This window comes from Qipengyuania intermedia (assembly GCF_019711615.1).
Taxonomy (GTDB): domain Bacteria; phylum Pseudomonadota; class Alphaproteobacteria; order Sphingomonadales; family Sphingomonadaceae; genus Qipengyuania; species Qipengyuania intermedia.
The window spans coordinates 83,486-102,190 of the sequence record NZ_JAIGNS010000002.1 but is presented as its reverse complement, the minus strand read 5'-3'; the positions used below and the strand labels follow the sequence as shown (position 1 = coordinate 102,190).

21 protein-coding genes are annotated in these 18,705 nt (G+C 63.8%); 12 read left to right on the top strand and 9 right to left on the bottom strand.

The window, feature by feature from the left end:
* Window positions 1-85 precede the first annotated feature (85 nt).
* A complete protein-coding gene (locus K3179_RS06760) occupies window positions 86-376 on the top strand; it encodes a hypothetical protein (protein ID WP_221563331.1) in 291 nt (96 codons plus the stop codon).
* Here K3179_RS06760 and dut read toward each other — a convergent pair.
* Together dut and K3179_RS06750 are read right to left on the bottom strand one after the other, a co-directional pair.
* Window positions 373-834, bottom strand: a complete 462-nt coding sequence (gene dut, locus K3179_RS06755) for a dUTP diphosphatase (RefSeq protein ID WP_221563329.1) — start codon at window positions 832-834, stop codon at window positions 373-375. The genes K3179_RS06760 and dut overlap by 4 nt on opposite strands.
* Complete coding sequence (locus K3179_RS06750) at window positions 827-2,599, bottom strand: bifunctional phosphopantothenoylcysteine decarboxylase/phosphopantothenate synthase (protein ID WP_247712962.1); 1,773 nt, start codon at window positions 2,597-2,599, stop codon at window positions 827-829. The genes dut and K3179_RS06750 overlap by 8 nt, the downstream gene beginning before the upstream one ends.
* A gap of 129 nt (window positions 2,600-2,728) precedes the next feature.
* Between K3179_RS06750 and K3179_RS06745 the strand changes: the two genes are divergently transcribed.
* Entirely contained in the window at window positions 2,729-3,112 is a 384-nt protein-coding gene (locus K3179_RS06745) for a hypothetical protein (protein WP_221563325.1), read from the top strand.
* 1 nt (window position 3,113) lies between these two features.
* Here the strand turns inward: K3179_RS06745 and ubiB are convergent, their stop codons facing one another.
* Window positions 3,114-4,676 (bottom strand): 2-polyprenylphenol 6-hydroxylase, encoded by a 1,563-nt coding sequence (ubiB, locus tag K3179_RS06740; protein WP_221563323.1) that lies wholly within the window; start codon window positions 4,674-4,676, stop codon window positions 3,114-3,116.
* A 2-nt stretch (window positions 4,677-4,678) separates the two neighbouring features.
* Entirely contained in the window at window positions 4,679-5,410 is a 732-nt protein-coding gene (locus K3179_RS06735) for a class I SAM-dependent methyltransferase (protein WP_090476558.1), read from the bottom strand.
* A gap of 198 nt (window positions 5,411-5,608) precedes the next feature.
* On the opposite strand from K3179_RS06735, the gene mutM reads away from it, so the two are divergent.
* Both mutM and K3179_RS06725 read left to right on the top strand, forming a co-directional pair.
* Window positions 5,609-6,424 carry a bifunctional DNA-formamidopyrimidine glycosylase/DNA-(apurinic or apyrimidinic site) lyase gene (mutM, locus tag K3179_RS06730; RefSeq protein ID WP_221563321.1) on the top strand — a complete coding sequence of 272 codons (816 nt, stop codon included), beginning with the start codon at window positions 5,609-5,611 and terminating at the stop codon, window positions 6,422-6,424.
* A gap of 19 nt (window positions 6,425-6,443) precedes the next feature.
* On the top strand, window positions 6,444-6,815 hold the full coding sequence (locus K3179_RS06725) for a hypothetical protein (protein WP_221563319.1): 372 nt from the start codon (window positions 6,444-6,446) through the stop codon (window positions 6,813-6,815).
* Window positions 6,816-6,830: 15 nt separating this feature from the next.
* On the opposite strand, the gene K3179_RS06720 is transcribed toward K3179_RS06725, so the two are convergent.
* The 3 genes from K3179_RS06720 to K3179_RS06710 all read right to left on the bottom strand — a co-directional run bounded on the left by K3179_RS06720 (window position 6,831) and on the right by K3179_RS06710 (window position 8,498).
* Window positions 6,831-7,502: a glutathione S-transferase family protein gene (locus tag K3179_RS06720; protein WP_090476564.1), complete on the bottom strand. Its 672-nt coding sequence runs from the start codon at window positions 7,500-7,502 to the stop codon at window positions 6,831-6,833.
* Window positions 7,503-7,576: 74 nt separating this feature from the next.
* The gene (locus K3179_RS06715) at window positions 7,577-8,023 is read right to left on the bottom strand and encodes a hypothetical protein (RefSeq protein WP_221563317.1); all 447 of its coding nucleotides are present in this window, start codon (window positions 8,021-8,023) and stop codon (window positions 7,577-7,579) included.
* Window positions 8,024-8,093: 70 nt separating this feature from the next.
* Window positions 8,094-8,498, bottom strand: coding sequence for a hypothetical protein (locus K3179_RS06710; RefSeq protein WP_221563315.1), 405 nt, complete (start codon window positions 8,496-8,498; stop codon window positions 8,094-8,096).
* 99 nt (window positions 8,499-8,597) lie between these two features.
* Here K3179_RS06710 and K3179_RS06705 point away from each other — a divergent pair, with 99 nt between their 5' ends.
* The 5 genes from K3179_RS06705 (at window position 8,598) to fghA (ending at window position 11,861) form a co-directional block, all read left to right on the top strand.
* Window positions 8,598-9,704, top strand: coding sequence for an S-(hydroxymethyl)glutathione dehydrogenase/class III alcohol dehydrogenase (locus K3179_RS06705; protein WP_221563313.1), 1,107 nt, complete (start codon window positions 8,598-8,600; stop codon window positions 9,702-9,704).
* Window positions 9,704-10,060, top strand: coding sequence for a cupin domain-containing protein (locus K3179_RS06700; protein ID WP_221563311.1), 357 nt, complete (start codon window positions 9,704-9,706; stop codon window positions 10,058-10,060). The genes K3179_RS06705 and K3179_RS06700 overlap by 1 nt, the downstream gene beginning before the upstream one ends.
* Before the next feature lie 61 nt (window positions 10,061-10,121).
* Window positions 10,122-10,502, top strand: coding sequence for a VOC family protein (locus K3179_RS06695; protein WP_090476571.1), 381 nt, complete (start codon window positions 10,122-10,124; stop codon window positions 10,500-10,502).
* A 28-nt stretch (window positions 10,503-10,530) separates the two neighbouring features.
* Window positions 10,531-11,016: a prolyl-tRNA synthetase associated domain-containing protein gene (locus tag K3179_RS06690; RefSeq protein ID WP_247712899.1), complete on the top strand. Its 486-nt coding sequence runs from the start codon at window positions 10,531-10,533 to the stop codon at window positions 11,014-11,016.
* The gene (gene fghA, locus K3179_RS06685) at window positions 11,013-11,861 is read left to right on the top strand and encodes an S-formylglutathione hydrolase (RefSeq protein WP_221563307.1); all 849 of its coding nucleotides are present in this window, start codon (window positions 11,013-11,015) and stop codon (window positions 11,859-11,861) included. The genes K3179_RS06690 and fghA overlap by 4 nt, the downstream gene beginning before the upstream one ends.
* A gap of 17 nt (window positions 11,862-11,878) precedes the next feature.
* Here the strand turns inward: fghA and K3179_RS06680 are convergent, their stop codons facing one another.
* Window positions 11,879-12,250 carry a SpoIIAA family protein gene (locus K3179_RS06680; RefSeq protein WP_221563305.1) on the bottom strand — a complete coding sequence of 124 codons (372 nt, stop codon included), beginning with the start codon at window positions 12,248-12,250 and terminating at the stop codon, window positions 11,879-11,881.
* A gap of 75 nt (window positions 12,251-12,325) precedes the next feature.
* Window positions 12,326-13,558, bottom strand: coding sequence for a polyhydroxyalkanoate depolymerase (locus tag K3179_RS06675; RefSeq protein ID WP_221563303.1), 1,233 nt, complete (start codon window positions 13,556-13,558; stop codon window positions 12,326-12,328).
* Window positions 13,559-13,759: 201 nt separating this feature from the next.
* On the opposite strand from K3179_RS06675, the gene K3179_RS06670 reads away from it, so the two are divergent.
* The 3 genes from K3179_RS06670 (at window position 13,760) to K3179_RS06660 (ending at window position 18,698) form a co-directional block, all read left to right on the top strand.
* Complete coding sequence (locus tag K3179_RS06670) at window positions 13,760-15,556, top strand: ABC transporter transmembrane domain-containing protein (RefSeq protein WP_247712960.1); 1,797 nt, start codon at window positions 13,760-13,762, stop codon at window positions 15,554-15,556.
* 137 nt (window positions 15,557-15,693) lie between these two features.
* Window positions 15,694-17,808 (top strand): M13 family metallopeptidase, encoded by a 2,115-nt coding sequence (locus K3179_RS06665; protein ID WP_221563290.1) that lies wholly within the window; start codon window positions 15,694-15,696, stop codon window positions 17,806-17,808.
* A gap of 95 nt (window positions 17,809-17,903) precedes the next feature.
* Complete coding sequence (locus K3179_RS06660; protein ID WP_221563288.1) at window positions 17,904-18,698, top strand: undecaprenyl-diphosphate phosphatase; 795 nt, start codon at window positions 17,904-17,906, stop codon at window positions 18,696-18,698.
* Window positions 18,699-18,705 lie beyond the last annotated feature (7 nt).

The following is an 18,705-nucleotide window of genomic DNA, read 5'->3' as shown; positions in this document are numbered from 1 at the left end:
GCTCGGCGACGGGCCGCCCTTTTTCGTGAGTTTTCAGGAATGAGCGCGGACATACTATAAAGCGCCGCGATATGAGGGAGTTGAGATGATGAGGGCACTTGCCGCACCGGCAGCGAACCGTATTCGCGCGATCTACTGGACCCTGGCCGCACTGGTCCTGGTGCTTCCCGCCATCGCGATGAACGTCACTGCCGACGTCGCCTGGGGTCCGGGCGATTTCGCGCTTATGGGCGGATTGCTGGGCATGGTCGGGATCGGTATCGAAATGGCCTTGCGGGCAAGGCTGGATGCACGGGCACGCCTGCTGGCCATTGCCGCGATGATCTCGCTTTTCCTGCTGGTCTGGGCCGAACTGGCCGTGGGTCTGTTCGACTAGGCGAGCTTCGCGTGGCCGCCGGTCGAGCCGAACCCGCCTTCGCCGCGGGTCGTTTCGTCGAGTTCGTCGACCTCTTGCCATGCAGTTTGCGTGACGGGCGCCAGCACCAGCTGGGCGATCCGGTCGCCGCGTTCGATGGCGAAGGTCTCGTCGCCGTGGTTGATCAAGAGGACCTTCAATTCGCCGCGATAATCGCTGTCGATCGTGCCCGGCGTATTCGGCACGGTGATGCCGTGCTTGAAGGCGAGGCCCGAACGCGGACGAACCTGTATTTCATAGCCATCGGGAATGGCGACGGCAAAGCCGGTTGCGACAGCATGGCGCTGGCCCGGCTTCAGGCTGACCGCTTCGGCTGAAAGGACATCCATGCCTGCGGCACCATCGGTGGCATAGCGCGGGAGATCGAGGCCGTGGCCATGGGGCAGGCGTTTCAGCCTTACACCGACCGGATCAGTCATGTTCGTCTTCATCCCGCTGTTCGACCAACGCTTCGGCAGCGCGGCGCACCAGTTCGCGGGCCACGTCGTCCTTGGGCATTTCGGGCAGGCTTTCGACCCCCTTGGGGGTGACGATATGCACCTGGTTGATGTCGCCGCCCATCACGCTTTCGCCGACGGCACCGGCAACATCATTGGCGATGATCCAGTCGGCGCCCTTGCGCTTGCGCTTGGTCTTGGCGTTTTCGACAACGTTTTCGGTCTCGGCGGCGAAGCCGATGAGGAGGTGCGGTCGCTTGCGCCCAGCCGCCACTGCGGCGAGGATGTCGGGGTTTTCGGCCAGGATGAGCGCGGGCGGCGCGCTGCCGCGCTTCTTCATCTTTTCGCCGGCAACATGCTTGCTCTTCCAGTCGGAGACCGCGGCCACCATGAATGCAGCATCGGCGGGCAGTGCGTTACGCACTTCCTCGGCCATGTCCTCTGCGGTCTCGACATCGATGCGGTCCACGCCATGCGGAGTGGGCAGGTGCACCGGCCCGGAAATCAGCGTGACGCGCGCACCGGCGGCAGCGGCCATTGCGGCAATCGCGAAGCCCTGCTTCCCGCTCGACCGGTTGGCGATATAGCGCACCGGATCGATCGGCTCGCGCGTCGGGCCGGCAGTGACCAGCACGTGCTTGCCATAGAGCGGGCGGTGTTCGGGATCGGGATCGAATTCGGGCTGCCCGGCGAGCGGCGAATCCTCGAAGGCGACTTCCTGCGTCTGCACATCTTCTTCGACCGGCTGAGGCTTGGCGCGTTCGTCCTTGCGCGCGACGGTATGGTTGAGCGCTTCGGGATCGATCGGCGGTGCGGCTGCAGCCCCGCCCTTCTTGGCAAGCAGCGGCCCTGCGGCGTCGGGATCGAACTCGGTATTTTCGACCAGCGCCTCGGCATCGAGCATGTCGGGCTCAGGGAGGTCCTCGAGCTCTTCGTACTCCTCCTCGATCTCTTCGTGCGAGCGTTTCGCAGTCGAGCGCGGGATGATCATCGACAGCAAGCCGCCAAGGCCGCCGCCGCTCTTTTCGATCTCTTCCTCGTCCTCCGGCTCGAGAGCCTCGATATCGGGCGCTTCGACCTCGGCGTCGGCCTTTTCCAACGGAGCTGCGAGCTGCGGGGCGGGCGCGGCCAGTTCGGGCAGGTCGATATCGATTTCGAGTTCTTGGGCTATCTTCGACAGGATCGCGACCGGTTCGGGCAAGCGTCCGGGGCCGAATTCGCCGCAGGCCATCGGGCCTTCGTCGGGATCCATGACCTTCACGCCTGCCTGGCGCAGCCAGTCGGCATTGCGCTGGGTCGCGGAATGCTCCCACATCTTCACATTCATCGCCGGGACCGTCAGCACCGGCTTGTCCGTGGCGAGGATCAGCGTGGTCGCCAGGTCATCCGCGATACCTGCCGCCATCTTGGCGAGGAGATCCGCCGTTGCCGGGCACACGACCACGAGGTCCGCATCGCGGCTGAGCTGGATATGCCCCATCTCGACCTCGTCCTTGAGGTCGAAGAGCGAGGTATAGACTTTCTTGCCCGACAGGGCCGCCAGCGCCATAGGCGTGACGAACTGCTGGCCGCCCTCTGTGAGGACGCAGGTCACCTCGCCCCCGGCCTTGCGGATCAGGCGCACGAGCTCGCACGATTTATAGGCAGCGATACCGCCGCCGATGACGAGCAGGATCTTCGGTCCGCTCACTTCGCGGTCCCGCTCGAATTCGTCACTGGCGCTGTCCGCGCCGATCGGCTGGTGCATTCCCATTGCGTCATCGTTGCGCTTGCTAGCGCCCCCTGTCCGTCATTGCCAGCACGCAAAACGCGCGCGATTGCCCAAATACCCTTGCCACCCTATGGTTTAAAAAAAGGAAACGGAGGGGTTTCGCATATGAATTTCGTTCTTGCCGCGCTGATTGCGCTGGGCGCCCTGCTCGATCTGGTCCTCGGAGTGAGCTTTTTCGTCGACCCTGCCTTGGCAGGGGCAGACTTTGGCCTGACCGCCAGCGGAGCGATGGGACTTTCCGCCATGCGCGGCGATTTCACCGCCTTCTTCCTGGTCGCGGCCTTCTTCATGGCCTGGGGCGCGTGGAAGCGCCGCGGCGACGTGTTGCTGCCCGCGCTGCTGCTGTTCGCGATCGCCTTTACCGGACGGCTGGTGAACCTGTTCGCGGTCGGGACCTACGAAGGCTGGTGGATGCCGATGCTGGTAGAGGCGGCGCACGTCTTCGTGCTGACCTTCGCCATGCTGCGCTGGCGCGGGCGGATCGCCTGACCTAGCCGATCCAGCCCTGGGTCGCGGCGGCCCAACCGGCAAGGCCCGCGCCTGCTGCAACAAGCAGATAGCCGAGGACGCTGCGCCTCTCCTGCTTGCGGGCACGGCGTTCCCACACGAGCTCCACTTCCGGTAGCGGCGGCGGTTCGGGCGCGCCGCCCTTGGGCGGGAAGCGGTCTTCGATCCGGCGCACGAGATCGGGGATGCGCAGCAGCGTTTCGGTATCGGTCCGGATACGGTCGGCAATTGCGGCCTCAGGCCCCAGCTCGTCGCGGATCCAGCTGCGTACATAGGGCGCGGACGTGTCCCACATGTTGATCTGCGGATTGAGCTGCGTGGCGATGCCTTCGACCATCACCATGGTCTTTTGCAGCAGCAGCAGGTGCGGCTGCGTCTGCATGTCGAAATCGCGGGTAATGGCGAAGAGCCCGTCCAGCATCTGCCCGACCGACAGCTCGCTCACCGGCTTGCCGCGCATGGGTTCGCCCACCGCCCTCAGCGCCGTCGCGAACTCGTCGACATTGTGATAGCTCGGCACATATTGCGCCTCGAAATGGATTTCGGCGACGCGTTTGTAATTGCCCGTCGTCAGACCGTAGAGGATTTCCGCCAGCCACATGCGCGCCTGCCGGTCGATCCGGCCCATGATGCCGAAATCGATGGCGGCAATGGTCCCGTCCGCTTTCACGAACAGATTTCCCTGGTGCATGTCGGCATGGAAGAAACCGGCGGCAATCGCCTGCTTCAGGAAGGCGAGGACGAGGCGGTTCGCCAGTTCCGCAGTATCGTGACCCGCCGCGCGGATAGCCTCGGTGTTGCTGATCTTGATGCCGTCGATCCAGTCGACGGTCATCACGCGGCCATTGGTGCGGTCCCAGTCGATGCCGGGCACTTCATAGCCTTCGGTCCCGACCATATGCTCGGCCAGTTCCGATGCGCTGGCCGCCTCGCGCCGCAGGTCGAGCTCGCGATTGGTCCAGCGCTTGAAATTGGCGATGACGAGCCGCGGGCGCAGGCGCGCAGCCTCGCCGCCCATCGCTTCGACATGGGCGGCGGCCCATTCGTAGGTGTCGATGTCCTTGGCGAATTGCTCGCGCACACCGGGGCGCAGGACCTTCACGGCAACCGGCCTGCCCTCGGTGGTCACCGCACGGTGGACCTGCGCGATGGACGCCGCACCCACGGGCACCGGGTCGAATTCGGAATAGAGGCTTTCGAGCGGCTGTTCGAAGCTCGCCTCGATGCTAGCCTTGATCTTCTCGAAACCGACGGGCGGCAAATCGTCCTGCAGCTTCAATAAATTGCGCGCGGCATCCTCGCCTACGAGGTCGGGCCGTGTCGCCAGCGTCTGTCCCAGCTTGATGGCCGCCGGGCCGATATCGCGGAAGGCGCCGGCATAATCGGGTTCCTTCGGCTGCACCGTCCCGAGCCGGGCGATGCGGGCCAGCCGCTTCACCGGTGGGGGCGTGTTCGGATCGCGCTCGATCCCGCGCAAAGCGCCGTGCTTCGCCAGCGTCCGGCCCCATTTGAGGAGCCGCCAGATATGCGTAGCTGGGCGTGCCACCCTTAAACCTTCCACCCCGAATGGATGTTGACCGCACCGCCGAGGATCTTTTCGACCCGCGTATTCTCGAAGCCCGCTGCGCGGATCATCGCCTCGAATTCGGGCGGCTTGGGGAAGCGGCGGATCGATTCGGCGAGGTAGCGATAGCTGTCCTCGTCATTGGCGATCGCCTTGCCGATCTTGGGCATGAGCTGGTGCGAATAGAGGTCGTAGACTTCCTTGAAGCCCGGCCAGTCGGTCTGGCTGAATTCCATGCAGTAGAAGCGACCCCCGTACTTCAGCACGCGGTGCGCCTCGCGCAGCGCCTTGTCGATAAAGGTGACGTTCCGGATGCCGAACACGATGGTGTAGGCATCGAAAGTGCGGCTGCTGAAGGCCAGCTCCTCGGCGTTCTGACGGCTCCAGACGAGGCCGTCGATGCCGCGATCCATTGCGCGTTCGATGCCGACGTCGAGCATGTCCTGGTTGATGTCCGACACGGTGACGCTGGCCCCCTTGGCGGCCATGCGGAAAGCGATGTCGCCCGTGCCGCCCGCCATGTCGAGGATCTGTTCACCCGGCTGCGGTTTGACCCGGCGCACGAAGCGGTCCTTCCACAGCCGGTGCATCCCGCCGCTCATCGCGTCGTTCATGATGTCGTACTTGGCGGCGACGCTGGAAAACACTTCGCCCACGCGGCCGGTTTTCTCGTTCGCGTCGATGTCTTCGTAGCCGAAGGAAACTGTGTCGTTCATGGCGAGGTGCCTTAGGGGTTGTTTTTGATGGCGTCTATCCGCTCCCTGCGGTCGCTGCGCCCGGCTCCGGCCCTCTCCCCCACCCGGCCACCCACGGCACGATACTGTTTGGGTGGCCGGGTGGGGGAGAGGGCTGGCACCGCATCCGGCGATCTGCCATCTGCAAACATCGATACGTCTCCAATCGCCGGAAAGAAAATGCCTGAGCTTCCCGAAGTCGAAACAACGGTGCGCGGTCTTGCGCGGTTCCTCGAGGGCGAGACGATCACGCTGGTCCAGGTCAACCGCCCGGATATGCGCCGCCCCTTCCCGCCCGATCTGGTTCAGGCATTGACGGGGGCGAGCGTGACGCATCTCTCGCGCCGGGCGAAGTACGGGCTGGTCCATACCAGCCGCGATCATGCGATGGTATTCCACCTCGGCATGAGCGGGCGCTGGCGGATCGATCCGGAGGAAGACGACAAGCACGACCATCTCGTCATCGAGACGGCGAGCCACCGCTTCGCGCTCAACGATCCGCGCCGCTTCGGTTCGGTCGATTTGATGACGAGCGGCGAACTGGTGACGTGGAAGCCCTTCGCCGCGCTCGGGCCGGAGCCGCTGGGCGACGATCTCACACCCGAGCACCTGCGCGAGGTGACGCGCGGGCGCAAACAGGCGATCAAGCTATTGCTCCTCGACCAGACCATCGTCGCGGGCCTTGGCAATATCTATGTTTGCGAGGCGCTGTGGCATGCGGGCATCCATCCGCGGAAGGCGGGCGGCAAGGTGACCATGCCGCAGCTGCGCCGCCTCGTCCCTGCGATCAAGGACGTGCTGGAGCGGTCCATCCGCGACGGCGGCAGCACATTGCGCGATTTCGCCCAGCCCGACGGAAACCTCGGCTATTTCGCCACCCGCTTCCACGTCTACGGCCGCGAGGGCGAACCCTGCCACCACGAAGACGGCGGCACGATCCGCCGCATCGTGCAGGGCGGGCGCAGCACATGGTTCTGCCCGGTGTGTCAGAGGTGAAAGCGATGGGGATGAAACAATGAGAAGAATACGCCTCACATGGTTCGCGGCGGGAGCGGCAGCGACATTGCTGGTTACCTTGATTGCCGCTCAGATTCCATCTCCCGATGAACCAAAAGCCAAGATCGCTTTCATCGAGTTGACTGAACCAGTTGTCGAAGCCGAAGAGCTCAAAGACGAGCATTCAATCGCTAATGCAACTGGCCAGATTGCTCGCGACTGCGGTGCAAAGTTCTTTCAAACGACTTTTCTGGTGAACGACCACCCGGCTACGATGGAACTTCCTATCACCGTTGAAAACTCACACGCTGCTGAGTGTGTAATGCGAGAAGCTAGTCAACGCGGGATCGCGATACGGATCGTCTTCCGGCAACTCGAAGAAATCGAGTGACCGTTCAATCAAAGCTCACAAATCTAGCGCAGCATATTCCCGCGGCGGGGGCAGGCCTTCCATCTTTTCGCTCAGCAGCGGGCGGAAGCTCGGGCGGCTTTTCATGACCATGTACCAGTCGCGCGCCTGGTCGTGGCCTTTCCATTCGATCCCGCCGAGGTAATCGACCACCGATAGCTGCGCCGCGCAGGCGAGGTCGGCAAGGCTGAGCGTCGGCCCGGCGAGCCAGCTGCGCGTGTCGACCAGCCAGTCGATATAGTCGAGGTGGCCGTGGAGCAGACGTCCCATCTCGCGCAGCACCCGTCCGTCGGGCGACTGGCGCAGGATCAGCCGCTTCTTCATCTTTTCGTGAAGGGCAGGTGCGGTGACATCGCCATAGAGGCTTTCGTCGAACAGGCGCGTCAGGCGGCGGATTTCGGCGCGCTGCATGGCATTGCCCGAAATCATCGGGTTGCGGTCCACCGTCTCTTCGAAGAATTCGCAGATCGCCTGGCTGTCGCACAGCGTGACCTTGCGCGCCGGGTCATGCAGGACCGGGGTGCGTCCGGCCGGATTGAGCTGCCACAGGCTGTCGCGCCCTTCCCACGGGTTTTCGCGCACGAGTTCGTACGCAACCGACTTTTCGCCCATCAGCAGGCGCAGCTTGCGGCTGAAGGGGCACAGGGGGAATTGGTGGAGCTGCCACATGGCCCTTGCCTATGCGGCAGGCGCGTCCACGCGTCCACTGGCGCGCGCGATTTTGGCGAAAATTTCCTGTGAAGTCAGTCGCGCTGCGGCAGCGTGTCCGAAAAGCGTTCGGCCATGGCGCGCAGCTGCGGCAGCATGACTTCCATCGTTTCGGCAAGCGTGCCTGCGGCTTCCATGGCGCGCGGCAGGTTCTTCTCGATCTCTTCCGGCACGCGGCTAGCTTCCGGCGCGATCGAGCGCAGCGTCGCGCCATCCTCGACCAACTTAGCTTCCTCGCCCGCAATCTCGGCAACCGCATCGGTCAGCGGGGCGATCGGCAGGTCGAGCAGGACCTCGCTCATCGCGCGTAGCATCATGGCAAGTTCGCGCTGGCGTTCGGGGTCGGACAAAGAGTCCACCATTTCGGTCAGCCCGGCGCCGTCACGTTCGTCGAAGGCAGCCTCATCGGCATCCTGCGCCAGTGCGGGCACGGGCGCTGCGAATGCGGCAAGGGTGGCTGCGGCAAGCAGGTGACGACGCATGGGACTTCCTTCGGTTGTTCCGGGAAGCATGGACATGGCAGATTCGCGCTGAAAGCTTGCTGAACGGGCTTTAGAAGCCAGAGGCCTGCATCATCAGCAGGCAGGCGGGCATGACCGCATCGAGCTGGCCGTCCTGCGCCAGCTTTTCGGCCTCTTTCCTGCCGCGAAGCGCGATGCCTTCGCGCGCGATGCCCGTGTCGTCCATCAGCTTGGCCATGGTCCGCACGAAGTACTCGCGGCCGCGCTCGTTCTCCAGCAGGTCCGGCCAGTCCTTGCCATCCGCATTGCCCGCGCGCTGAGCCTCGGTCGCAATGGCCACGGCAACCCCGCAGCGCAGCGCCGTCTGCTGTTCGATCGGCAGGTCCACCAGTTCCATGGTGATGACCGGAGCGGGCGTGTCCGCCTGTGCGCTGTCCTGTGCGATTAGGGGGGCAGCGAGCATCGCAGCGGCGATAGCGGGGAGAATGATCTTCATGGCCGCCCTCCTATCGCGCCGCGCCTGAACCGCAAGCAACTTGGCTTGCGAGGCCAGCGCTGCGCCCCTACCCGTCGCATCAAAGAGGAGAATCGCATCATGAAAACCCGCGCCGCCGTTGCCTTCGAAGCCAAGAAACCGCTCGAGATCGTCGAACTCGATCTCGAAGGCCCCAAGGCGGGTGAAGTGCTGGTCGAGATCATGGCGACCGGCATCTGCCACACCGATGCCTATACGCTCGACGGTCTGGACAGCGAGGGGCTTTTCCCCTCTGTCCTCGGGCACGAAGGTTGCGGCGTGGTGCGCGAAGTAGGCGCTGGCGTGACCAGCGTGACAGCAGGCGACCACGTGATCCCGCTCTACACGCCCGAATGCCGCCAGTGTAAGATGTGCCTGTCGGGCAAGACCAATTTGTGCAGCGCGATCCGCGAAACGCAGGGCAAGGGCCTGATGCCCGACGGGACCACGCGCTTCTCGTACAACGGCAAGCCGATCTACCACTACATGGGCTGTTCGACCTTCTCGAACTTCACCGTGCTGCCCGAAATCGCGGTCGCCAAGATCCGCGAAGACGCGCCCTTCGACACCACCTGCTATGTCGGCTGCGGAGTGACCACCGGCGTCGGTGCGGTGACCAATACCGCCAAGGTCCAGCCGGGCGACAATGTCGTGGTCTTCGGCCTCGGCGGGATCGGCCTCAACGTGATCCAGGGCGCAAAGCTCGCCGGTGCAGACCGGATCGTGGGCGTCGATATCAACCCTTCGAAAGAAGAGTGGGGCCGCAAGTTCGGCATGACCGATTTCGTCAACCCGAAGGATGTCGGCAACGTGGTCGAAACGCTGGTCAACATGCTCGACGGCGGCGCCGATTACAGCTTCGACTGCACCGGCAACACCGCGGTCATGCGCGATGCGCTGGAATGCTGCCACAAGGGCTGGGGCACCAGCATCATCATCGGCGTTGCCGAAGCCGGCAAGACCATCGAGACGCGTCCCTTCCAGCTGGTCACGGGCCGTAACTGGCGCGGCACGGCGTTCGGCGGGGCCAAGGGCCGCACCGACGTGCCCAAGATCGTCGACTGGTACATGAACGGCAAGATCGAGATCGACCCGATGATTACCCACCGCCTCAGCCTGGAAGAGATCAACAAGGGCTTCGACCTGATGCATGCAGGCGAAAGCATCCGCGCGGTCGTGGTCTATTGATGCCCACCAAGGTCAATCTGGACGAGAAATTCGCCCAGTTTTCCGACCACTGGGCACCGCGCATCGTCGGGCGGTACAACGATAACGAGATCCGCTTGGTGAAGGTGGAGGGCGAGTTCATCTGGCACTGCCACGAGGACACGGACGAGCTCTTCCTTATCCTCGACGGCACGCTCGACATGGAGTTCCGCGATCGCACCGAAGTGCTGGAAGCAGGCGAGATGATCATCGTCCCGCGCGGGGTCGAACACCGCCCCTGCGCGCGCCACGGCGAGGTGCGCCTCCTGCTGATCGATCCCAAGGACACGCCTAATACCGGCGACCAGAAGACCGCCACGCTCGCCATCGACATCTGATCGCTTGCGCAGGCCGCAGGCGCGCTTAAGGTAGCGAATCGAAACCTAAGGAGAGAGTTCAATGTTCAGCCACGTCATGCTGGGTGCCGACGATATCGAGGCATCGAAGAAGTTCTACGACGCCTGCTTCAAGGCGCTCGGTGGCCGCGAAGGCACCGTCGATCCCAAGGGCCGCGTCATCTACATGCACAATGGCGGCATTTTCCTCATCACCAAGCCGATCGACGGCCAGCCGGCGAGCTGCGGCAATGGCTCGACCATCGGCTTTGCGGCCGACAGCGAAGCGATGGCCGATGCGTGGCACGAAGCGGGCGCGGCAAATGGCGGCACCCCGATCGAAGATCCGCCGGGCCTGCGCGAAGGTGCGGGCATGAAGCTCTACCTCGCCTACCTGCGCGATCCGGCAGGCAACAAGGTCTGCGCGATGTATCGTCCGGGCTGACGCCTTGACGCCAATCAATGAAAAGGGATTGCGAGCCGACATAGACGCGCTCGCGATCCCTTTTTCACATCACGAGCATGAGGCCGTATTCACCGTCGAGGAAAGCCGCGACATCAAGGCCAGCATTCCCGGCGAGCATACCAAGAACCTCTTCCTGAAAGATGCCAAGGGCGCCTTCTGGCTGGTGACCGTCCCTGCAGAAGCGCGGGTGAACCTGAAGGCCCTGCCCGATGCCATCGGCTGCAAGCGCGTGAGCTTCGGCAAGCCGGACGACATGGAGCGCCTGATCGGCATTGCGCCGGGCTCCGTCACGCCATTGGCCATGATCCATGCAGCCCCCGGCAGCGTGACCTGCGTCCTTGAAGCGGGCCTGGCGCGCGCGGAACGGGTAAACGTCCACCCGCTTCGCAATACCGCGACAATCGGGCTTTCCGGCGCGCATATCTTGCAGCTGCTGGAACATTGGGGCCATGCGCCCGTCGTCGCAGAAATCCCGGTTCAGGAGACCGCATGAAGCTCGATTACCTTTCGCAGAACAAGGCCTTTGGTGGCGACCAGTTCGTCTGTTCGCACCAGTCGGAAGCGACCGGCACTGAAATGACCTTTTCGGTCTATGTCCCCCCGCACGAAGCGGGCGCGAAGCTGCCGGTGCTGTGGTACCTGTCGGGCCTCACCTGCACACATGCCAATGTGACCGAAAAGGGCGAATATCGCGCCGCCTGTGCAGAGCATGGCGTGATCTTCGTCGCTCCGGACACCAGCCCGCGCGGCGAGAACGTGCCCGACGCGGCGGACGAATACGACTTCGGCAAGGGTGCCGGCTTCTATGTCGATGCGACGCAGGCCCCGTGGAGCGAGCATTTCCGCATGCGCAGCTATATCGAGATCGAGCTGCCCTCCGTCGTCGCGAGCGAATTTCCCGTCGACCTGTCGCGACAGTCGATCACGGGCCATTCGATGGGCGGACACGGCGCGCTGACCATCGGCCTGCGCGATCCGGCCCGCTTCCGCTCGATCAGTGCCTTCTCGCCGATCGTCGCGCCTTCGCGCGTGCCGTGGGGCGAGAAAGCCCTCTCGCGCTATCTGGGTGATGACCGCGATAGCTGGCGCGCCTATGACGCCGTGGCCCTGATCGAGGACGGCGCACGCCACGACCACATCCTTGTCGACCAGGGCACTGCCGATCAGTTCCTCGAAGAACAGCTCAAGACCGGCGCTTTGACGATGGCCTGCGCCAAGGCAGGCATGAGCCCCGAGATCCGGATGCAGGAGGGCTACGACCACTCCTATTACTTCATCTCGACCTTCATGGCCGAGCACGTGGCCTGGCATGCGGAGCGTCTACGCGGGGCAGGCTGACCGCACACCCGCGCCGATCAGTCCGCGAGACCGAGCCATTCTTCGGCCACGTCCTGCTGGTCGAGACCGAAGCTCTTGATCTCGATACCCGGGAACAGCGCGCCTTCGATCTCGGCCGCTTTCCTGAGCCAGTCGGAATCGCTCAGCACTGCGCATTTGTCGAACGCGCCAAGCAAGCCGAAAAGCTTGGGGAGGCGGGTAAATTCGACCGCAATCGCGCTGAGCGTCGGCAATTCGAAATTAATAATGCGGTACAGCATCTTGCCGTCCTTCACCCCGTCCGATTTCGCAATCAGATCGTCGAGCGCGGTGCGCATGATGTCGGCATCGATCTTGCCGTCGAGCGTGATATCCACCCGATCGGCCGAGGGCTTGGTGATGGTGAGCATGGGCTACCTCCTCGTGCTGGCGCGGCATGAAGCTGCCGCAGAGGCACTATAGCACACCCGCGTCCGGCCCGGACCCTACCCGTGCGCGGCGATGAATTCCTCGACCACCGGGGCGATCTTGCCGCGCCATTTGCTACCATTGAAGATGCCGTAGTGCCCGGCCCCTTCGGCCATGTAGTAGCGCTTCTTCGACGCATCCAGATTGGGCGTAAGCTCCAGCGCGGCGCGGGTCTGGCCGAGGCCCGAGATATCGTCGCGCTCGCCCTCGATGGCGAGGAGAGCGGTCCCGGTGATATCGCCGAGGTCGATACGCTTGCCGCGGTGCATGAAGGTGCCGTTCGGGATGGCGTGCGTCTGGAACACCTCTTCTACCGTCTGCAGGTAGAATTCGGCGGTCATGTCGCACACGCTGCGATATTCGTCGTAGAAATCCTTGGTCGCCTGCGCACTCGCCTCGTCGCCCACGGTGAGGTGTTTGAACATCTCGTAATGGCTCATCATGTGATTGCCGAGGTTCATGCTCATGAAGCCGGCAAGCTGCATGAAGCCGGGATAGACGCGCCGCCCGCCACCGCGATACTGCATCGGCACGGTGGCGATGACATTGTGCTGGAACCACTCGATCGGGCGCTCCATCGCGAGGTCGTTGACGCTGGTCGGCGAACAGCGCGTGTCGATCGGGCCGCCCATCATGGTGAGCGTCTTGGGCGCACAATCATGGCCGTCGCGGTTCATGATCGCGGTTGCGGCGAAGACCGGGACCGAAGGCTGGCACACGGCCATTGCGTGGGCACCGGGACCGATGTGTTCGAGGAATTCGATCACGTAATCCATGTAATCGTCGAGGTCGAAATGCCCTTCGTGCAAGGGCACATTGCGCGCATCCGCCCAATCGGTGACGAACACAGTGTAATTTTCCAGCATCCGTTCGACGGTGCCGCGCAGGAGCGTTGCATAGTGCCCGCTCATCGGGGCGACGATCAGGAGGCGCGGCGCATCTTCGGCAAGGCCTTCGCGGCGGAAGCGCTTAAGGTCGCCGAACGGCCGGTTCACCACGGTCGCTTCGACGACTGGCCAGTGCCTGCCTTCCGCCTCGACGCTTTCGATGCCCCAGGCGGGCTTGCCATAGGTGGCGGTGGCATGGGCGAAGACTTCGAGCGCGCTGGCAGCCATCGGGCCCAGACCCAGATATCCGCCCATGTAATTTTGCGGCAGGGCCGGGTTGGACAGCATTTCCGCCCCGATAGAGGCCCAGGCGCTGGCGCTCGATAGCCAGCTGCGCTGGAGTTCATAGGCTTGGTAAAGCATTCGCGTCCCCTGCTGCCCGCGCTGTTATGGTCTTGCTGCGGGCCCTTGATCCAAACCGGCAGTCTGACGAGTGATTCGTCGTTGTGCAATGCACAAATGGGGTAAAAGTGCCCGAAACGTGCCTCCCCTGTGGATTTTGCGGCCCGCGCTGCCTAGGTGGAGCGAATGGACGAGACGGGCGACATTGCAGAAGCCGAAGCCATGCCGAAGCGCGGCATGTTCCGCCGCCGGCGCAAGGACGGGGAAACCCGCTCGCTGGGCGCGCTGGCCATGGTCTGGCAGTCCGCCAAGGCCTATCCCCTGCAGCTGACGCTGGCCTCGATCGCGCTGCTCGCGACGGCCCTTATCACCTCGCTTGCCCTGCCGAGCGCGCTCAAGCTGATTATTGATCGCGGTTTCGGCGGTGACGGCACGGGCGATATCGGCCGCTGGTTCCGCTACTTGCTCGCCCTCGTCGCGACGCTGGGCATCTTCACCGCCCTGCGCTTCTATTTCGTCAGCTGGCTGGGCGAACGCGTGGTCGCCGACATCCGGCGCAAGGTGCATGAAAACCTGTTGCGCCTGTCCCCCTCCTTCTTCGAGGAGAACAGCCCCAAGGAAATTTCCAGCCGGATGACGTCCGACACCGCGATCATCGAACAGGTGGTGGGCACGACCATTTCCATGGCACTGCGCAATGCCATCATGGCCGTGGCCGCGGCAGGCTACTTGTTCTGGCTGGCGCCGCAGCTGGCGGTCTACATCTTCATCGGGATCCCGGTGGTCATCCTGCCGATCGCGATTTTCGGCGCACGCCTGCGCAATATCAGCCGGTCGAGCCAGGACCGCATTGCCGATGTCGGCGCCATGGTCACCGAAGTGCTCTCCGCGATGAAGGTCGTGCAGGCGTTCGGCCAGCAGGATCGCGAAGGCGGCCGTTTCGCCGACGCCGTGGAGCGCACTTTCGAGACCGCCCGCAAGCGCGTGCTGCTGCGCGCCCTGATGACCGCCACCGCCATCACGCTGATCTTCGGCTCCATCGTGCTGCTCCTGTGGCGCGGGGCCGTGCTGGTGGAGGCAGGGGAACTGACCGGCGGCACGATCATGGCCTTTGTCTTTGCAGGCATGATCGTTGGCGGCAGCGTCGGCGCGCTGGCCGAAGTGGTCGGCGACCTGCTGCGCGCAGCCGGTGCCGCCCAACGCCTCAGCGAACTCCTGGCCGAAAAGCCGGGCATCGCAGCACCCGCGCGCCCCGAAGCGCTGCCCGAACCCGCGCGCGGCAGCCTGTCCTTCCGCAACGTAACCTTCCGCTATCCGACACGCCTCGAAGCGCCCGCCATCACAGACTTCAGCCTAGAGGTCGAGCCGGGCGAGACAGTCGCCATCGTCGGCCCTTCCGGCGCCGGCAAGTCGACCATTTTCCAGCTGGCCGAGCGTTTCTACGACCCGCAGGCGGGCACGGTCAGGCTCGACGGCATTCCCCTCACCAGCGCCGATCCCGCGGCCATACGTCGCCGGATCGCTTTCGTCCCGCAGGAAGGTGTCCTCTTCTCCGCCAGTGCCCGCGACAATTTGCGCTACGGCAATTGGGAGGCCAGCGAGGAGGAAATCTGGGCCGCCGCACGTGCGGCCAACGCTACCGAATTCCTCGAGAAACTGCCCGAAGGTCTCGATACCTATCTGGGTGAGAACGGGACCCAGCTTTCAGGTGGCCAGCGGCAGCGTATCGCGATTGCCCGCGCCCTGCTGCGCGATGCGCCGATCCTGCTGCTGGACGAAGCGACCAGCGCGCTCGACGCAGAGAGCGAACGCCTGGTGCAGGATGCGCTCGAACGCCTCATGGAAAACCGCACGACACTGGTGATCGCGCACCGTCTTGCCACCGTGCGAGCGGCCGACCGGATCGTCGTGATGGACGAAGGGCGCATCGCCGAACAAGGCACCCACGCGCAGCTGTCCGAAAACGGCGGGCTCTATGCGCGGCTCGCGTCGCTCCAGTTCGGCCTCGAGAGCGCCTGATACCGGCGATTCTTCGACCAAAGCGATGGCTGGACCGACGAGCGGCGACCGAGCCTCGCCCGCTTTCGCTAGCTAGCATGCACTCGAATCCGCGCGCGGGGGGCGCGTTTACAAGATTTCCTTCGGAGACTTCGCACATGACCAAGAACTTCCTTGCCGCAGGGGCGTCTGCCATCGCCCTGATCCTCGGCGCGCCTGCAATGGCCGAAGAAGCGGCCAGCCCGACGATGGACTTCGGCACCTGGGGTGTCGGGACCGACCTCATCGACGAGAGCGTCGATCCGGGCGACGATTTCAACGCCTACGTCAACGGCAAGTGGATTGCCGAGAACGAAATCCCTGCCGACCGCCAGCGCTTCGGTGCGTTCGACATGCTGCGCGAAGGCTCGATCCATGACGTGCAGACGCTGGTGAACGACCTCGTCGCCTCCAATCCCCAGCCCGGCACTGCGGCTCGCCGTATCGTCGATGCCTACAGCGCCTATCTCGACGTCGAGGCCATCGATGCGAGCGGACTGGCGCCTGCGCGTCCCTATCTCGACACCATCTTCGCGGCTGAGGACCTCGCCTCGCTGGTCTCGCTGTTCGGCGATCCGCGCTATCCCGGTCTCGTCACCGCCGGCGTCACGATCGACGCCCGCAACCCCACCGACCATGCCGTGGGCATCGGGTTCGACGGCATGGGCCTTCCCGATCGCGACTATTACCTCGTCGATTCCGAAAGCAATCTGAAGGTTCGCGAAGCCTATATGGATTACCTTGCGACCATGCTGGGCGCGGCGGGCTATGCCGATCCTGCAGCGGCTGCGCAGGCAGTGTACGCATTCGAACGCAAGGTCGCGGAACTGGAATGGGCCCGCCAGGTGCTGCGCATGCCCAAGCTTACCTATAACGAGCTCACCCCCGAAGACCTGACGGAAATGGCCGGCGATTTCCCGATCGCTGCCCTGCTCGAAGCATCGCAGCTTGGCGGCCAGGGACGCTATCTCGCGCGCCAGCTCCCGCCGACTGCGGAAGAAATCGAGGAGCTGGAACTGACGCAGGAACAGCTCGACATGATCGGGGGCGGCCTGCCGGCGATGATGCAACTGCTGACGGAAACCCCGCTGGCGACGCTCAAGGCCTATATGGCAACCCGCTTCCTCCAGAATAACGCGGCGGTCCTTTCGAGCGAGCTCGATGATGCGAACTTCGCCTTCTACGGCAAGACGATCAACGGCCAGGAACAGCAGCAGGAACGCTGGAAGCGCGCCATCAATGCGGCCGAAGGCGCTCTGGGCGAACAGCTCGGCGCCCTTTACGTCGCACGCTACTTCCCGCCCGAGAGCAAGGCGCGCATGGACGAGCTCGTCGCGAACCTGTCCCGCTCCATGAGCCTGGCGCTCGACGCGAACGAGTGGATGACGCCGGAAACCATCGCCGAAGCGCGCACCAAGCTGGAAGGCTTCGTACCGATGATCGGCTACCCTGCCGAGTTCGAAACATACGATGGCCTCCAGATCGACCCGACCGACCCGCTCGGCAATCTGATGAATGCACGGGTTTGGGAAACCGAGGACGCTCGCGCGCGGCTCGGCACCAAGGTCGACCCGACCGAGTGGGGCATGTTCCCCCAGACGGTGAACGCCTATTATTCGCCGCTCACCAACCGGATCGTTTTCCCGGCTGCTATCCTGCAACCGCCCTTCTTCAATGCCGAAGCCGACGAGGCCGTGAACTATGGCGGGATCGGTGCCGTGATCGGTCATGAAATCGGCCACGGCTATGACGACCAGGGCAGCCAGTTCGATGCCACCGGGACCCTGCGCAACTGGTGGCAGGATTCCGACCGCAAGGGCTTCGAGGAATACACCAAGCGCATGGCCGGCTTCATCGAGGCCTACTGCCCGGTCGACAGCGCGGAAGGGCCGGTGTGCCTGCGCGGCAACCAGTCGATGGGCGAAACTCTGGGCGACGTCGTCGGCCTGCAGATGGCCTACCGCGCCTATCGTCTCTCGCTCAATGGCGAAGAAGCGCCGGTGATCGACGGGCTGACCGGAGACCAGCGTTTCTTCCTCGGCTTCGCGCAGATCTGGCGCGGCATGGAACGCGAGGAGAGCCTGCGCAACCGCGTGATGACCGCCAACCACCCGCCGGGCGAATTCCGCCTCAACAACGCGGTGCGCCATCTCGATGCCTGGTACGATGCGTTCGATGTATCGCCCCAAGACGATCTCTACCTGCCGCCGGAGGAGCGTATCAAAATCTGGTAAGCGGATCGCAATCCGAACAGATCCAACCCCGTCGGCCCCGTGCCGGCGGGGTTTTTGTTTGACTTGTCCCAACCTTGTGCCAATTCCACCGCGACATGACCTTCCTCCAAGAATTGCTGATCGCACTGGTCCAGGGAATCACCGAATTCCTGCCAATTTCCTCCTCGGGCCATCTGATCCTCATCCCCAAGCTGACCGATTTTCCCGACCAGGGGCCGCTGATCGACGTCGCCGTCCACGTGGGTTCGCTGCTCGCGATCATCCTTTATTTCCGCAAGGACGTGATGGGCCTTGCGCGGGGCGGTTTCGCCAGCGTGGGTCTCGCCAAGGACGATGCCCAGCGTCGCCTGTTCTGGTTCGTCGTCATCGGGACCATTCCTGCGGTCGCGCTCGGCCTGTTCCTCAAGATGGGCGACTATCTTGAAGGCTTCCGGTCGACCCAGCTGGTCGCCACCAATCTGATCGTCTTCGGGATCTTGCTCGGCCTTGCGGACCGCTTCGGCAAGGAAACCAAGGCATATGAGGACATGACCCTGCGCGATGCCATCCTCGTCGGTATCGCCCAGGCGATGGCCCTGATTCCGGGCACGAGCCGTTCCGGCGCGACGATGACCGCGGCCCGTGCGCTCGGATACCAGCGCGTGGAATCGGCGCGCTTTTCCTTCCTGCTCGCCATTCCGGCCGTTGCGGGTGCAGGCCTGCTTGCTGCCTTCGATCTGGCTGAAGCCACAGCGCAGATGCAGCAAGACGCTGTCGTCGCCGGTATCCTCACGTTCTTCACTGCGCTCGCAACCATGGTTTTCCTGATGAATTTCCTCAAGAAAGCCTCGATGATGGTCTTCGTGATCTATCGGGTTGCCCTTGGCGCAGCCCTTCTCGCCTTCCTCTGATAGCGAC

What these genes read in the sequence shown, in the direction of transcription:
- K3179_RS06750 (WP_247712962.1), bottom strand. Translation starts at nt 2,599, where the DNA reads ATGCACCAGCCGATCGGCGCGGACAGCGCCAGTGACGAATTCGAGCGG.
- K3179_RS06725 (WP_221563319.1), top strand. Translation starts at nt 6,444, where the DNA reads ATGAGAAGAATACGCCTCACATGGTTCGCGGCGGGAGCGGCAGCGACA.
- mutM (WP_221563321.1), top strand. Translation starts at nt 5,609, where the DNA reads ATGCCTGAGCTTCCCGAAGTCGAAACAACGGTGCGCGGTCTTGCGCGG.
- dut (WP_221563329.1), bottom strand. Translation starts at nt 834, where the DNA reads ATGACTGATCCGGTCGGTGTAAGGCTGAAACGCCTGCCCCATGGCCAC.
- K3179_RS06665 (WP_221563290.1), top strand. Translation starts at nt 15,694, where the DNA reads ATGACCAAGAACTTCCTTGCCGCAGGGGCGTCTGCCATCGCCCTGATC.
- K3179_RS06680 (WP_221563305.1), bottom strand. Translation starts at nt 12,250, where the DNA reads ATGCTCACCATCACCAAGCCCTCGGCCGATCGGGTGGATATCACGCTC.
- K3179_RS06760 (WP_221563331.1), top strand. Translation starts at nt 86, where the DNA reads ATGATGAGGGCACTTGCCGCACCGGCAGCGAACCGTATTCGCGCGATC.
- K3179_RS06715 (WP_221563317.1), bottom strand. Translation starts at nt 8,023, where the DNA reads ATGCGTCGTCACCTGCTTGCCGCAGCCACCCTTGCCGCATTCGCAGCG.
- K3179_RS06710 (WP_221563315.1), bottom strand. Translation starts at nt 8,498, where the DNA reads ATGAAGATCATTCTCCCCGCTATCGCCGCTGCGATGCTCGCTGCCCCC.
- K3179_RS06670 (WP_247712960.1), top strand. Translation starts at nt 13,760, where the DNA reads ATGCCGAAGCGCGGCATGTTCCGCCGCCGGCGCAAGGACGGGGAAACC.
- K3179_RS06675 (WP_221563303.1), bottom strand. Translation starts at nt 13,558, where the DNA reads ATGCTTTACCAAGCCTATGAACTCCAGCGCAGCTGGCTATCGAGCGCC.
- K3179_RS06700 (WP_221563311.1), top strand. Translation starts at nt 9,704, where the DNA reads ATGCCCACCAAGGTCAATCTGGACGAGAAATTCGCCCAGTTTTCCGAC.
- K3179_RS06745 (WP_221563325.1), top strand. Translation starts at nt 2,729, where the DNA reads ATGAATTTCGTTCTTGCCGCGCTGATTGCGCTGGGCGCCCTGCTCGAT.
- K3179_RS06695 (WP_090476571.1), top strand. Translation starts at nt 10,122, where the DNA reads ATGTTCAGCCACGTCATGCTGGGTGCCGACGATATCGAGGCATCGAAG.
- fghA (WP_221563307.1), top strand. Translation starts at nt 11,013, where the DNA reads ATGAAGCTCGATTACCTTTCGCAGAACAAGGCCTTTGGTGGCGACCAG.
- K3179_RS06735 (WP_090476558.1), bottom strand. Translation starts at nt 5,410, where the DNA reads ATGAACGACACAGTTTCCTTCGGCTACGAAGACATCGACGCGAACGAG.
- K3179_RS06660 (WP_221563288.1), top strand. Translation starts at nt 17,904, where the DNA reads ATGACCTTCCTCCAAGAATTGCTGATCGCACTGGTCCAGGGAATCACC.
- K3179_RS06720 (WP_090476564.1), bottom strand. Translation starts at nt 7,502, where the DNA reads ATGTGGCAGCTCCACCAATTCCCCCTGTGCCCCTTCAGCCGCAAGCTG.
- K3179_RS06705 (WP_221563313.1), top strand. Translation starts at nt 8,598, where the DNA reads ATGAAAACCCGCGCCGCCGTTGCCTTCGAAGCCAAGAAACCGCTCGAG.